Origin of the sequence: Haloplanus salinarum (assembly GCF_024498175.1) — an archaeon.
Lineage (GTDB): Archaea > Halobacteriota > Halobacteria > Halobacteriales > Haloferacaceae > Haloplanus > Haloplanus salinarum.
Genome location: NZ_CP101823.1, coordinates 1,937,821 through 1,952,267, shown reverse-complemented (window position 1 = coordinate 1,952,267; position 14,447 = coordinate 1,937,821). Strand labels below are relative to the sequence as shown.

Annotated in this window: 13 protein-coding genes; 8 read left to right on the top strand and 5 right to left on the bottom strand. The window is 69.6% G+C overall.

Annotated features, from left to right (window positions below):
- Positions 1-154 precede the first annotated feature (154 nt).
- Positions 155-2,023 carry a Glu-tRNA(Gln) amidotransferase subunit GatE gene (gene gatE, locus NO364_RS10075; protein ID WP_257627439.1) on the top strand — a complete coding sequence of 623 codons (1,869 nt, stop codon included), beginning with the start codon at positions 155-157 and terminating at the stop codon, positions 2,021-2,023.
- Between the two features lie 21 nt (positions 2,024-2,044).
- On the opposite strand, the gene NO364_RS10070 is transcribed toward gatE, so the two are convergent.
- The 3 genes from NO364_RS10070 to NO364_RS10060 all read right to left on the bottom strand — a co-directional run bounded on the left by NO364_RS10070 (position 2,045) and on the right by NO364_RS10060 (position 5,842).
- Complete coding sequence (locus NO364_RS10070) at positions 2,045-4,258, bottom strand: PAS domain-containing protein (RefSeq protein WP_257627438.1); 2,214 nt, start codon at positions 4,256-4,258, stop codon at positions 2,045-2,047.
- A 71-nt stretch (positions 4,259-4,329) separates the two neighbouring features.
- Positions 4,330-4,968, bottom strand: a complete 639-nt coding sequence (locus NO364_RS10065) for a DUF7504 family protein (RefSeq protein ID WP_157690906.1) — start codon at positions 4,966-4,968, stop codon at positions 4,330-4,332.
- Positions 4,961-5,842 carry a GAF domain-containing protein gene (locus tag NO364_RS10060; RefSeq protein WP_157690907.1) on the bottom strand — a complete coding sequence of 294 codons (882 nt, stop codon included), beginning with the start codon at positions 5,840-5,842 and terminating at the stop codon, positions 4,961-4,963. Before NO364_RS10060 ends, NO364_RS10065 begins: the two co-directional genes overlap by 8 nt.
- A gap of 234 nt (positions 5,843-6,076) precedes the next feature.
- Between NO364_RS10060 and fabG the strand changes: the two genes are divergently transcribed.
- From fabG to NO364_RS10025, 7 genes are read left to right on the top strand one after another with little or no spacing between them, the layout of a single operon-like run.
- Positions 6,077-6,859, top strand: coding sequence for a 3-oxoacyl-[acyl-carrier-protein] reductase (gene fabG / locus NO364_RS10055; protein WP_157690908.1), 783 nt, complete (start codon positions 6,077-6,079; stop codon positions 6,857-6,859).
- A gap of 42 nt (positions 6,860-6,901) precedes the next feature.
- On the top strand, positions 6,902-7,468 hold the full coding sequence (locus NO364_RS10050; RefSeq protein ID WP_157690909.1) for an NADPH-dependent FMN reductase: 567 nt from the start codon (positions 6,902-6,904) through the stop codon (positions 7,466-7,468).
- A gap of 39 nt (positions 7,469-7,507) precedes the next feature.
- Positions 7,508-8,101 carry a YIP1 family protein gene (locus NO364_RS10045; protein ID WP_157690910.1) on the top strand — a complete coding sequence of 198 codons (594 nt, stop codon included), beginning with the start codon at positions 7,508-7,510 and terminating at the stop codon, positions 8,099-8,101.
- 53 nt (positions 8,102-8,154) lie between these two features.
- Positions 8,155-10,206 (top strand): DHH family phosphoesterase, encoded by a 2,052-nt coding sequence (locus NO364_RS10040; RefSeq protein WP_257627437.1) that lies wholly within the window; start codon positions 8,155-8,157, stop codon positions 10,204-10,206.
- Positions 10,207-10,254: 48 nt separating this feature from the next.
- Positions 10,255-11,934 (top strand): tRNA uridine(34) 5-carboxymethylaminomethyl modification radical SAM/GNAT enzyme Elp3, encoded by a 1,680-nt coding sequence (locus tag NO364_RS10035; RefSeq protein WP_257627436.1) that lies wholly within the window; start codon positions 10,255-10,257, stop codon positions 11,932-11,934.
- Positions 11,935-12,126: a hypothetical protein gene (locus tag NO364_RS10030; protein ID WP_257627435.1), complete on the top strand. Its 192-nt coding sequence runs from the start codon at positions 11,935-11,937 to the stop codon at positions 12,124-12,126.
- 34 nt (positions 12,127-12,160) lie between these two features.
- Entirely contained in the window at positions 12,161-12,703 is a 543-nt protein-coding gene (locus tag NO364_RS10025) for an acyltransferase (protein ID WP_257627434.1), read from the top strand.
- A gap of 61 nt (positions 12,704-12,764) precedes the next feature.
- On the opposite strand, the gene NO364_RS10020 is transcribed toward NO364_RS10025, so the two are convergent.
- Together NO364_RS10020 and dacZ are read right to left on the bottom strand one after the other, a co-directional pair.
- Positions 12,765-13,547, bottom strand: a complete 783-nt coding sequence (locus NO364_RS10020) for a mechanosensitive ion channel domain-containing protein (RefSeq protein WP_257627433.1) — start codon at positions 13,545-13,547, stop codon at positions 12,765-12,767.
- A 1-nt stretch (position 13,548) separates the two neighbouring features.
- A complete protein-coding gene (gene dacZ / locus NO364_RS10015) occupies positions 13,549-14,358 on the bottom strand; it encodes a diadenylate cyclase DacZ (protein WP_257627432.1) in 810 nt (269 codons plus the stop codon).
- Between the last annotated feature and the right edge of the window lie 89 nt (positions 14,359-14,447).

Genomic DNA, 14,447 nt, shown 5'->3' with positions numbered 1-14,447 from the left:
TCCCAATAAAGATTCCTTAGTATACGCGTTTTCGGGAGCTGACGTATCCGTTTTCGTCCGTTGTCGACAATGGTCGAACCGAAAGCGACGGCTCCGGCTCGGCGGCGACTCGCAGACTGAACGCTTTTAGGCTCGCCGGGTAGAGATACCGACGATGAGCGAGTACGACTACGAGGCGCTCGGGCTGGTCGCGGGGCTGGAGATTCACCAGCAACTCGACACCGCGACGAAACTGTTCTGTGCGTGTCCGACCGAGCGTCGGGAACCCGAGGAGGCGGTCAGGACGTTCTCCCGGTATCTCCACCCGACCACGAGCGAACTCGGGGAACTCGACGAGGCGGCGGTCGAGGAGAGCCGCGTCGACCGCGAGTTCGAGTATCTGGCCTTCGAGACCACCTGTCTCGTCGAGGAGGACGACGAACCGCCCCACAGGATCGACGACGAGGCCCTTGAGGTGGCCCTGCAGATCGCCGACCTCCTCGATATGACGGTCGTCGATCAGGCCCACGTCATGCGAAAGATCGTCGTCGACGGCTCGAACACCTCCGGTTTCCAGCGGAGCACCCTGGTCGGACAGGACGGGCAGATCGAGACGGCGGCCGGCCCCGTGGGCGTCGAGGACCTCCTCCTCGAGGAGGAGAGCGCCGGCCGCGTCGAGGAGACCGACGCGGGCGTCCGCTACAGTCTCGACCGACTCGGCATCCCGCTGGTCGAGATCGGTACCCGCCCGGACATCAGCACGCCCGAACAGGCCCGGGAGGCCGCGGAGCGGATCGGCATGCTCCTCCGCTCGACCGGCGCCGTCAAGCGCGGCCTCGGCACCATCCGGCAGGACGTCAACGTCTCCATCGCCGAGGGCGCCCGCGTCGAGATCAAGGGCGTCCAGGCGCTCGATCAGATCGACGAGATCGTTCGGCTGGAGGTGCGTCGCCAGGTGGAACTGCTCGACGTCGCGGCCGAACTCGACGACCGCGACGCCGCGGTCGGCGACCCGCGGGACGTGACCGACGTCTTCGCCGACACCGACAGCGGCGTGCTCCGGAGCGCGCTCGAGGACGGCGGGGCGGTGCGGGCCGTCCCGCTCCACGGCTTCGACGGCCTCGTCGGGCGCGAACTCCAGCCCGACCGCCGGTTCGGGACCGAACTCTCCGACCACGCCAAGCGCCACGGCGCGGGCGGGATCTTCCACACCGACGAACTCCCCGCCTACGGCGTCACCGAGGCGGAGGTCGCGTCGCTCCGCGAGGCCGTCGATGCCGGCCCCGACGACGCCGTCGCCATCGTCGCCGACGACCCCGAGACCGCCGAGTTGGCCATCGAGGCCGTCGCCGACCGTGCCCGGACGGGGATCGAGGGCGTCCCCGAGGAGACCCGGGACGCCACCGAGGAGGGGACGACCCGCTATCTCCGGCCCCTGCCCGGCGCGGCGCGGATGTACCCCGAGACGGACGTGCCGCCGGTCGAACTCGACCCGAGCGACGTCGAGCGCCCGGAACTGCTGACCGAGAAAGTCGAGCGGTACCGGCGCGAGTACGACCTCGACGCCGGCTTGGCCGAGCAGGTAGCCTACGGCCGGCGTATGCCCCTGTTCGAGCGGGCGGTCGAGGCCGGCGTCGACGCCACCTTCGCCGCCGGCGTGCTGGAGGGTACCTTGACCGAACTCCGCCGCGACGACGTGGCCGTCGACCGCCTCACCGACGCCCACCTGCTCGGCACCCTCCGGCTGGTCGCGGACGGCGACCTGGCGAAGGAGGGCGTCGACGAGGTGCTCGGGACGCTCGCCGCGGACCCCGATCTCGACCCCGAGGCGGCCGTCGAGGCGGCCGGTCTCGCCGGCGTCTCCGAGGACGAGGTTCGCGCGGCCGTCGCGGACGTCGTCGAGCGCAACGCCGACCAGGTCGAGCAGGAGGGCATGGGCGCGTTCTCCGCACTCATGGGCGAGTGTATGGGCGCCCTCCGCGGCAAGGCCGACGGCGAAGTCGTTAGCGACGTGTTGCGCGAGGAGATCGGCAAACGGACCTGACCGCTCGACGCGACGGCACCGTCACGCCGCCGACTGGCGCTCGCTCGGACGCGTGACGCCGGTGATCTCGACCCTCGTTCCGCCGCCGTCGCTCTCGACGACGTCGACCGTCCAGTCGTGGGTCTCGACGATCTTCGACACGATCGAGAGGCCGAAGCCCGTCCCGTCGGTCGACGTGGAGTAACCGCTCTCGAAGACCCGCTCTCGCTCCTCCTCCGGAATCCCCGGTCCGTCGTCGGCGACGTAGAACCCGCCGGGCAGCTCGCCGACGGTGACGTTCGTCGATCCGTCGTCGGTCTCCGACCGGCCGTTCGTCGAACCGTGTTCGACGGTGTCGCCGGACTGCGTCCGGCTGCTCGTGGAGCCGTGCTCCACGCTGTTCCGAAACAGGTTCTCGAAGAGCTGCTGGAGTTGGCTCCGGTCCGCGCGGATCGCCCCCTCCGCCTCGACGTGGAGGCTCGTGTCCGGCGACGAGACGTTTCGCCAGCAGTCCCGCGCCGCCGCCGCGAGGTCGACCGTCTCGAAGTCGCCCACCCGGTCGTCCGTCTTCGCGAGCGTCAGTAGGTCCTCGATCAGGTCGTCCATCCGCTCCAGCGCGTGGGCCGTCTCGTCGAGGTGGTCGCTCTCGACCTCCCGTCGAGCCACGGCTAGGTGGCCGCTGGCGACGTTCAGCGGGTTTCGGAGGTCGTGGGAGACGACGCTCGCGAACTCGTCGAGCCGCTCGTTCCGGCGGCTGAGCGCCCGCTCGTGTTCCCGCCGTTCGGTGATGTCCCGTGCCGAGACGATGAGCGAGACGACCGTCCCCGACTCGTCGGTGACCGGACGGATCGTCCCGCTCACGCTCCGGTTCTCGGTCCCGGAGTCGACGTGGTCGGCCTCGAACTCGACGTACTCCCCGTCGGCGGCGCGCTCGATCCACTCCCGGACGTCCGCACGGCTCTCCTCGGGCCACCACGGCGTCTCCGGGAACGGGACGCCGACCACGTCCTCGTGGTCCGCGTCGAGCAGCTCCATCGCCGTCCGGTTCGCCTTGCGCAGTCGGCCGTCCGTGGAGAGCACCCCGACGAGCATCTTGGGGTCCTCGAAGACGGCTTCGAGGCGCCGTTCGCTCCGCTGGAGCTCCCGTTCGCGTCGCTTGCGCTCCGTGATCTCTCGGCCCTCGGGGACGAGCGAGGTCACCTCGCCACGCTCGTCGGTGATCGGGCGAACCGAGAAGTCGATGATCGCCTCGCGGTCCGTTCCCTGGACGCGGACCTCGTCGCGGAACAGGTCGCCGGAGCGAGCCTGCCGCACCGCCTCGCGGACCGTCGCTCGGGCCCGTTCGCCCGTCGCGAACCAGCACGTTTCCCAGAGTGGCTTGCCCACGACCGTCTCGCGGTCGACGCCGCCGAACTCCAGGGCCGTCCGGTTGGCCTCCCGGACCGTCCCGTCGGGGTCGAGGAGGCCGACGAAGGTGTAGGCGTTGTCGAAGACGGCCTCGAACTGCCGGGTTCGCTCCCGCCGGTCGCTCACGTCCCGGACGGAGCAGATCAACTCCCCCCTGTCCGTCGTGGCGAGGCGATGGTCCTCGACGAACGTGCTGCCGTCGGCCCGGAGTCCCGTGGTCTCGCCGTGCCACTTCCCCTCCGCCCTGACCGTCGGGAGCACCTCCTCGCGGATCATCTCCGTCTCGTCGTCGGGGTAGATCCGCTCCCATCCCTCCCCCACCAGGTCGTCCGGGTCGTACCCGTACAGCGACGCGTACGCCTCGTTGACGTAGACGAACTCCCCGTCGTCCAGGATAGCGATGCCTTCCTGTGCCGTCTCGATGGCGTCCAGGTGCCGGCGTCGCTCCCGGTCGACTCGGTACCGATCGACGGCGTTGTCGATCCGGTTCGCCAGGATGGCGTAGCCGTCGGCGTGGGCGCCCTTCTGGAGGTAGTCGGTGACGCCCGCGGAGATGGCTTCGCTGGCGACCGACTCGCTCCCCTTCCCGGTGAACAGGACGAACGGCAGGTCGGGGTAGCGGTCGCGGACGGTTTCGAGGAGCTCGATCCCGGTCCCATCCGGCATCTCGTAGTCCGAGACCACACAGTCGACCCCGTCGTCGAGGCGGTCGAGAGCCGTCCCCGTGTCGTGGGCCGTCTCGACCACGAACCGCTCGTCCTGGCGTTCGAGGGAAATCGCCGTCAGATCGGCCACGTCCGGGTCGTCGTCGACGTGCAGCACGCGGATTTCGTCACCCGACTCTGACATCGACCGCACATCGGACCCCCGAACCTAAGCCCTTCGGTGACGCGTATCAGCGCTGAGATTTTCGGCCGGCGTCACTCCGCCAGGGTGTCGAACGGGATCCACTCGGAGTCGCCGTCGAGAAAGCCCTGCGACCGGAGTTCCGGCCCCTCGCGCACGTCGATCCGGCCGTCACAGAACTGCGAGATGGTCCTGAGTTCGCGTTCGTCGTGCATCGCCGGATCGACGAGGAACACGCCGAGGCCGTCGACCTTGCTCACCCGGCCGACGAGGGTGTGGACGAACCGGGAGACGGTCTGGAGTTCCGTCAGCGACAGGACGGTCGAAATCGAGAACAGTCCGGTCCGGACGGCCTCGATCCCCTCCTCGTGGAACTCCCGGTAGAGTTTGGAGTAGCGCATTCCGATGCCCGTCAGGTCCTGTGCGCTCGACACCGTCAGCACCCGGGCGGGGACGCCGCTCTCGTCGCTGTCCAGACAGTCGACGATGCCCATCCGGTCGGGTGTCGCCTCGATGCCGACCGTCTCGCACTCGGCCGCGATGTCGGCCGCCGTCGTGTTCGTCGTCAGGACGATGACGCCCTCCTCGTCGCCGCCGACCAGCATCCGGTAGGCCAGTTCCCTGGTCCCGCCGTGTGCCGGCCCGGCGACGAGGATGCTCGTCCCGCCGCGGACGGGGTCGAGCGGCAACCCCTCGAAGCGGTACTCACTCATCGCCCTCACCCGTCGCCGCGCGGAGACGCCGTCTGAGTTCGAGGTTCGCCATCACCTCGTCGGCGAGCGTCGACAGCAACTCCCGGTCCGCCGCGTCGAAGGTGCGCGGTTCCGGATCGAACAGACAGAAGACGCCGATGGCCTCCCCCTCGTCGGTCCGGAGGGGTGCACCGGCGTAAAACCGGATCTCGGCGTCGTCAAGGGCGTCGTTCGTGTCGAACCGCGGGTCGTCGTGCGTATCGGGGATCACCATCACCCCATCGTCGAGGATGGCGTAGGTACAGACGGTGTCCTCGCGGTCCAGGCTGTCGACGTCGGTGCCGTGACAGGCGACGAACCGTTCCTGTCGGGCCTCGATGAATCCGACCGTGGCCGCCTCGACGTCGAACAGCGCCGCGGCGACGGTCGTGAGTCGTTCGAGCGACGCGTCCAGGGCGTCCGGGTCGGACACGTACCGCTCGATGGCGTCGAGACGGGCCTCCTCGTTCGGGGGCAGGGGGTAGGCCGTCTGGCTTCGGTTGTCGATGCTGAACGTGAGCAGGTCGACCAGTTCGTCGTGGGCGTCCGGCGATCCCTTGTCGACGTACTCGACGACGGTGGTCCCGAGTGCGGCCGTGTCCAGGTCGTCGAAGACCGCGTCGGTGAAGAGGACACACGTCGCGTCGGGGACGACGTCGCGGGCCGCGTCGACGAGTTCGAGGCCGGTCCCGTCGGGAAGGTCGTACTCGGTGACGACGCCGTCGACGGTGTCGTCGAGCGCCTCGCGGGCCTCGCGGAGAGTACCACAGACCGTGGCGTCGATACCGGCGTCACGGATGGCGGCCCCCGTGGCGCGTCCCGCGTCGGTGTCCGGGTCGACACACAGGACCCTCATACACTACCCCTGAGTGGCCCCCGTCATAAGTTCCCGACATCGGATCGTCGACAGGCCCGGCGCGTTACGGGACCCACGACGTGTCACTCGAGAGGCGACGGCCCCTCGGCGCGTGGCGCTCCGTGCGGCTGCCCACACGTTACCATCCCTCGTCACGAATCGGTTACTGCGCAGCGCTCCCTCCGCCCACTCATCGGGAATAGTTAACACGCATTACGAGCCATAAGGGAACGTATGTCCGAAACGGCTCAACGGTTGGAACCGCTCGATCCGCGCCCCCTCGACGGGCGAACCTGTCTCGTCACCGGTGCCTCCCGGGGGATCGGTCGGGCCATCGCGTACGAACTCGCACGGGCGGGTGGCGAAGTCGTCGTGAACTACCGGAGTTCCGACGACGAGGCACGGGCGGTCGTGGATCGGATCGAAGAGGTAGGCGAGACGGCGATGTGTGCACAGGGCGACGTCTCCGACCCGGTCGACGTCGAGGCGATGGCCGCGAACGTCCACGACGAACTCGGCTCGGTCGACGTCCTCGTCAACAACGCCGGCATCACCATCGACCGGAAGTTCGAGAAGATGACCCACGACGACTGGCAGCAGGTGATCGACGTCAACCTCGGCGGGACGTTCAACTGCACCAAAGCCTTCTTCGAGGATATCCGCGACGCGGACCACGGGCGCCTGATCAACATCTCCAGCGTCGTCGGCCAGCAGGGGAACTACGGGCAGGCGAACTACGCCGCCTCGAAGGGCGGCCTGTTCGCGTTCACGCGGACGCTCGCGCTCGAACTCGCCTCCCACGGCTCGACGGCCAACTGCGTCGCGCCCGGGTTCGTCAAGACGGACATGCTGGAGAAGGTGCCCGAACGCGTCCAGGACAACATCCGGGAGAAGATCCCGCTGGACCGCTTCGCCGACCCCGAGGACATCGTGGGCATGGTCCGCTTTCTCGCCAGCGACCACGCGAACTACATGACCGGGCAGGTCCTGGGGGTCAACGGCGGACTGGAGTGGTGAGCCGGCCGCGGGACCTTTGCCCGTGGCGGTCCACCCCCACGTATGGTCACCGTCGCCGCAGTCCCCGGTAGCCTCCGGACGGAGAGCTACACCCGGCTCGCGCTCGACCGTGCCCTCGACGCCGCCGAGGCGACCGGCGCCGACACCGAACTACTCGACCTTCGGGCCTTCGACCTCCCGCCGTTGGACCCCGACGTCGACGGCCAGGGCGACGCCGCCGCGTTCACCCGTCGCGTCCGCGAGGCGGACGCCGTGTTGCTCGGCTCGCCCATGTATCACGGCTCGTACTCCGGCGTGTTGAAAAACGCCCTCGATCACTGCGGGTTCGACGAGTTCGAGGGCAAGACGGTCGGCCTCCTCGGCGTCGCGGGCGGTGCCTTCCCGATCACGACGCTCGAACATCTACGGTCGGTGTGTCGCGCGCTCGACGCGTGGGTGCTCCCGCACCAGGCGGCCATCCCGCGGGCGTCGGCGGCGTTCGAGGACGGTCGGCTCGTGGACGACACGTTGGCGGCGCGGGTCGACACCCTCGGCCGACGGATCGTCGAGTACGCCACCATCGAACCCGATCCGTCGACCTTCGAGAGCAACCAGAACGTCGGTGGGTGAATCAGAACCCCTTTGCCGACCGGCGTCACAGACACGTCCGTGACGACGTGGGTCGAGAACCCCCGCGGTGGCCGGGACCGCGGACCGCGCGGCGTCGCCCGCGCGTGGGCGGAGGTGTTGGTTCGCCCCCGACGGTTCTTCAGTCACGGGGTGGCGCCCGGCGACCAGGCGCCCGGCCTCGTGTTCGCCGTCGTGATGGCGGTGGCGTACGCGCTCGGCCTCGCCCTGCTCGATCCGGGCCGGTTCCCGGCGGCCGGGCCGCTCCGGGCCGCCGTGGCCGTCCTCCTCGTGGCCGTGCTCGTCGCGCCCGCCGTCCTCCACCTCCTGGCGGCGCTCCAGACCCTCGCGCTGATGGCGACGGTCCGGGACCGGGCGGGCGTGAGCGAGACGGTCCAAGTCATCGCCTACGCGACGGCGCCCTGTCCGCTGGCGGCGGCGCCCGTCCCCGGGCTCCGGGTCGCGTGCTGTCTCTACGGGGCGGCGCTGCTCGTCGTCGGCCTCGCCGTCGTCCACGACACCTCGACCGGCCGGGCCACCCTCGCGAGCGCACTTCCCGCCGCTCTCCTCTTCGGCTACGGCTTCGGCGGGTTCGACGCGCTCCACGCCCTCTTGCGGGCCTGGTACATCATCTAAGGTTCCGAGTCGTTTCGACAATCGTTTTAGGTTGCGGCTGTTCGATTCCCTCAATGGATTGGATCACCCACGAAGAGGACGTCTGGTTTGATTTCCGCGGCTCCGCCCCGGACCAACTCGTCTCGGAACGGTACTACAAGGGAACGGTCGACGGCTTCGCCGACTTCGGCGTGTTCGTCGACCTCTCGCCCGGCGTGACCGGGCTGCTCCACCGGAGCGAGCTGGACCGCCGACTCGAGAGTCTGGACTGGGAGCCGGGCGACACCGTGTTCGTCCAGGTGAAGAACGTCCGCGACAACGGCAACGTCGACCTCGCGTGGTCGAAACGACAGTCCGGCGGCGAGTTCCGCGGCGCCCGGATTCACGACCCCGAGGGCGACGCCGACGGCGACCCCATCGACGAGTCGACCGCCGACGAGGACGAGGACGCCGGCCCGGTCCGGAAGCGGCCGACTCCGACCACCGACGAGGACGAGGACGAAGACAGCGAGGACGACGCCGAAAGCGAGCGGGACGCGGGATCGTCGACGACGGAGACCCCGTCGGGGTCAGAACAGGAACCCACCCCCCAGACGAACGGCCGCCAGGCCGTCGCGGGGACGGGCACCCCCGACCGTGTCGACGTGTCGTCGCTCGACGACCGCGTCGGCGAGACGGTTCGCCTCGAAGGCGAGATCGTCGGCGTCCGCCAGACCAGCGGTCCGACGGTGTTCGAGCTTCGCGACGGCACCGGCGTCGTCGACTGTGCGGCCTTCGTCGAGGCCGGCGTCCGCGCTTACCCCGACGCCGAGGTCGGCAGCGTCGTTCGCCTCGACGGCGAGGTCGAGCGTCGCTACGACGAACTCCAGGTCGAGACCGAGGAGCTCACGATCCTGACCGACGACGAGGCGGCGACGGTCGAGGAGCGCCTCGCCGACGCGCTGACGGCCGAGGCCCGACCGGACGCGGTCGCCTCGCTGGTCGAGCACGACGCCGTCGACGCCGTGGCCGAGTCCCTGCAGGACGCCGCGGAGACGATCCGCCGGGCCGTCCTCGAGTCCCGTCCCGTGGTCGTTCGCCACGTCGCGTCGGCCGACGGCTACGTCGCCGGCGCGGCCATCGAGCGGGCGGTCCTCCCGCTGATCCGTGAGGAGCACGCCGCCGCCGACGCCGAGTACCACTACTTCACTCGGCGGCCGCTGGAGGGCTCCGTCTACGACATGGACGACGCCACCAACGACGTGACCCGGATGCTCCAGGACCGCGACCGACACGACGAGAAACTCCCGCTGGTCCTGCTGGTCGGCACGGGGAGCACGGTCGAATCCAGCGACGGGCTGGGCCTGCTCGGCATCTACGGCGCCCGACGGGTCGTCGTCGACGCCGAGGTGGCCGACGCCGCCGTCGCCGACGACTGCGACGCCATCGTCAACCCCGGCCTCGCCGGGGCGGCCGCCGCCGACCTCTCGACGGGCGCGCTCGCCGCCACCCTCGCCGCGACAGTCAACCCCGAGGTCCGCGACGGCATCGCTCACCTCCCGGCCGTCTCCTACTGGGGCGACGCTCCCGAGAGCGCCCTCGACCTCGCCGCCGAGGCCGGCTACGACGCCGACCGCACGCGCGAACTCCGCGAGGCCATCGCGCTGGAGGCGTACTACCAGTCCTACGAGGACAAGCGCGAACTCATCACGGACCTGCTGTTCGACGACGCGGGCGGCCTCGCCGGCCACATCAGCGAGCAGTTCCGCCAGAAGCTCGACGCCGAGGTCGACACCGCCACGGCCAACATCGACCGCCGCGAGACGGACGGCGTCACCGTCGACGTCCTCGACACCGACGCCTACACCCACCGGTTCGACTTCCCGCCGACGAGCCTCCTGCTCGACGAACTCCACCGTCGCCGCGACGACGACGCACGCCTGATCGTCGGCGTCGGCACGGACGAACTCTACCTGCGGAGCGACGCCGACCTTGACCTGCGGGGCGTCGCCGGCGACGCCGCGGACAGTGCGCCCGACGCGGGCATCGTCGCCGCGAGCGTCCGCGACGGCCGCCTCGAATTCCTCTCGGGTCGCCGCGACGCCGCGGTCGACGCCGTCGTCGACGCCGCGGTCGACCGGCTCTGAGTCGGCCGAGCGATACCCTTAACCTCGCGAGCCGACGACACGGTGACGATGACCGACAGCGTTGGCGTCGACGCCCCGAGCGAGGCGTTCGACCGGGTGTGTGCGGACCTCGTCGAGCGCATCCTCGACGGCGACCTCGAGCGCGACGACCTCGAGTCGGCGAAGCTCGACGCCTGTTCCGAACACGGCGCCGCGAAGGTGCCGAAGAACGCCCACATCCTCCAGTACGCGCCCGAGGAGCGACGCGACGAGGTGCAGGCGGTCGTCCGCCGCAAGCCCGTCCGCACCGCCTCCGGCGTCTCGCCCGTCGCGATCATGACCTCGCCGCACATGTGCCCCCACGGGAAGTGCCTCTACTGTCCCGGCGGCCCCGCCTCCGAGTTCGGGAGCGCCCAGAGCTACACGGGCCACGAACCGGCCGCGGCGCGGGGCGAACAGAACGACTACGACCCGTACGGACAGGTGACCCTTCGGCTCGAACAGCTCAGACACATCGGTCACCCGGTCGACAAGGTCGAACTCATCCTGATGGGCGGAACGATGACCGCCCGGAGCCACGACTACCAGGAGTGGTTCGTCAAGCGGGCGCTGGAGGCGCTGAACGACTACGACGTCGACGCGACACCGAACCCCGCGGAGGGGCGGAGCTTCGCGGAGGACGACCCCGACTTTCGATACCTGGCGGACGTCATCGCCGAGAACGAGACGGCCGACGTGCGCAACGTCGGCACCACCTTCGAGACCAAGCCCGACTGGTGTGGCCCCGAACAGATCGACCGGATGCTCCGACTCGGGGGCACGAAGGTGGAGGTGGGCGTCCAGACCACCTACGAGCGGATCAACCGCGAGATGCACCGCGGCCACGGCGTGCAGGCTTCCATCGACGCCAACCGTCGCCTGCGCGACGCCGCGTTCAAGGTCGGGTTCCACATGATGCCGGGCCAGCCGGGCATGACCGAGGCGATGTGTCTGGAGGACTTCCGACAGCTCTTCGAGGACCCGCGCTGGCGCCCCGACTACCTGAAGATCTACCCCACGTTGGTCGTCCGCGGCACCCGCACGTACGACATGTGGCGCCGCGACGACTTCGAGCCACTGGACAACGACACGGCCGCGGACCTCGTCGCCGAGGTGATGGATCTGATCCCCGAATACACTCGCCTCCAGCGGGTCCAGCGGGACATCCCCGCCGACCACATCGACGCCGGCGTCTGGAAATCGAACCTCCGACAGCTGGCGACCCAGCGGGCCGAAGAGCGGGGCATCACGCCACGGGACATCCGCGCCCGCGAGGTCGGACACAACGACGCCGACCCGGATCCGGAGCGGGTGGAACTCCAAACGCTGACCTACGAGGCCGGCGGCGGGACCGAACACTTCCTCAGCTTCGAGGACCCCGCAGCGGACCTGCTGATCGGCTTCTGCCGCCTGCGCTTCCCGAACGACCCGGTGCGGCCAGAACTCGACGACGCCGCCCTCGTGCGCGAACTCCACGTCTACGGGAGCGAGGCGGGCATCCGCGACGAGGGGGACGGCGACTGGCAACACCGCGGCTACGGCCGCCGACTCCTCGAACGCGCCGAGGAACTGGCCGCCGAGGCCGGCTACGACAAGGTGAGCGTCATCAGCGGCATCGGCGTTCGCCGCTACTACCGCGACAAGCTCGGCTACCACCAGGACGGGCCGTACGTCTCGAAGACGCTCGGCCGGGACGCCGCGGTCAGATAGATGGCGTCGGCCGAACGGCTGACGCTGGCGCTGGTGGTAGCGGGCGTCCCCACCGCCGTCGCGCTCGTTCTCACCCCACCGAACCGCTACGCCTGGCTGGTAGTCGGCGTCGGTACCCTCCTCGGCTGTCTCCCGGCCGCCTACCTCATCGTCGGGACGGTCGATTCGGACCGATCGGTCGCCCGGCGGTAACGGGATTCAAGACGGCGGCTCCCGAAGTGGGGGCGTGAGCGATTCGGACGCCGCCCGGCGACACGACCGCCTCGACCGGATCCCGACGGCCGGGCCGCGGAACTCGCTGTGGCACTGGACGGAGGCCAAGGGCCCGCTCCGGGTCGTTCTGAACTACCTCGCGGTCTGGGTGATCCGGATCGCCCCGAGCCTGCGGCTGAAAAACTGGGTCCTGCGACGCCTCGGCGCGACGGTCGAACCCGGGGTTGCCGTCGGCCTGGAGGCGACCCCCGACGTGTTCTGGCCCGAACTCCTGACGATCCGGGCCGACGCAGTCGTCGGCTACGACGCCACGCTCCTCTGTCACGAGTTCCTGCAGGCGGAGTACCGGACCGGCGAGGTGGTGATCGGCGAACGGGCGATGATCGGCGCGGGGACGGTCGTCCTCCCCGGCGTCGAGGTCGGTGCGGACGCGAAGGTGGCGGCGAACTCCCTGGTGACCGGCGACGTGTCGCCGGGGACGACCGTCGCGGGGGTGCCGGCCCGGCCGGTCGACGGCGGCGTCGGTGGCGGTGACGGCGACGGCGACGGCGAGTGAGCCCGGCGGGCCGTCGTCGACACCCGTCCCCGCCATCGCGAACCCGGCACCGGCGGCGCGCTCAGGTCCGGATCCGTGCGAAGCCGTCGGCGAACACCTTGTTGTTCGGGAGGACGTACTCCTCGTCGTCGGCCTCGACGTGAGTGACGAAGAGGTCCATCTCCTGGACGATCCCCCGGACCTCGCCGACCCGGATCTCGTCGCCGATGGTGTAGGGCTGGTGCAGGAGGAGATACGCACCGACCGCGCCGGCCGAGAGCAACTGCCGGAACGCGAGGCCGCCGAGGAAGACGAGCGCGAAGACGTAGGCCGCGAGCAGGACGATCAGGGCGGCGGTCGCGACGCCGACCTGGCCGAGGGCGATCAGGGCCGCGAGATAGAAGACGCTGTATTTCGCCACCAGCGGGAGGACGCTCACCTGCGGGAGCTTCACCCCGCGGAACCGTTCGGAGACCACCAGCTCCACCTTGTCCCCGAGGACGACGCCGACGATGAGGACGATCACCGCCAGGAACAGCTGGGGCAGGAAGCCGGCGACGGCGTTCCAGAACTGGGCGACGTACTCGATTTCGGCGACGGCGATGGCGGCGAAGACCGCGATGCCGAAGACGAAGTAGCCGGCGATGGCCCCGAGGATCGCCACCGTCGAGGTGCCGAACTCGCGGGCGGTTCGCTCGAAGGTGGTCCCCTCGATGGCACCGGGGACGCCGGCCCGCCGGAGGAGTCGCCGGGTGACGATCCGGACCAGCCAGCCGAGGAGGACGCCGAGAACGAGCGTCCCGAGGGCCAGCCAGAACCGGAGCGGAACCGCCGACAGGGCCGCTCGAACCGACCCGCCTTGCATCTCAGTACTCCTCCGGATCGATCTCCAGGATCAGATCGCCGCGCTTGAACGCCCGGACCATCCCGTCGGACTCCGAGAGGACGATGGCGATGGCGTTGGTGTCCCGGGTGATCGCGCCGCCCGCCATGTGACGCGCCCCGAGTCCCTTCGGGATGTCGACGCCCTCGGCGGAGGGTTCCAGATAGCGGTACGCCGAGACGATCTTGCCCGCATCGGAGACGACGAAGGCCCCGTCGAGCCGCGAGAACTCCTTGAGCATCACGTTCACGATGGGGTCGCCGACGTGGACGTGGGACTTCTCGAAGGGGTTGTAGCTGAGCGGCCGGGACTTGTTCATCACCTTGCCCGCGTCGCCGACGACGAACAGCGCCCCCACGGGTTTGCCCTTCTGCCCCTTCTTGCCGAGGTCGATGGCCACCTCGAAGACGTCGCGGACGACGCCCGGTTCGGCCCGCGAGTCGATGAACAGGTCGTAGACCCCCGACCGCACCGACTCGTCGACCCGTATCCGGACCACCGTGTCGGCGTCGTCGCCGAACATCGCCAGCGAGCAGGCGACGGTGTCTCCCTCGGCGACGAACCCCTGCTCCATCGCCCCCTCGATACCGAACTTGATCCGGTCGCGGACGTTCTCGAACCCCAGCGGGAGTTCGACGAACGCGTCAGCGCCGACACCGTTCTCGGCGGCGATCACCACCTGCGTCACGTCGACGTCGTCGAACCGCTCGTAGTGGGGGGCCGACGGGGAAAACAGGAACAGACCGTCGACGTCCGCCACGAGGTCACCCAGAGAATCCCGTAACGTCGCCATTGACGGAACGACGAGACGTGACGAAATAAAGGTTTGCAGACCGTCACACGTCCGTCATGCGCCTCTCGATTCGTCGGACCGTTGACCGT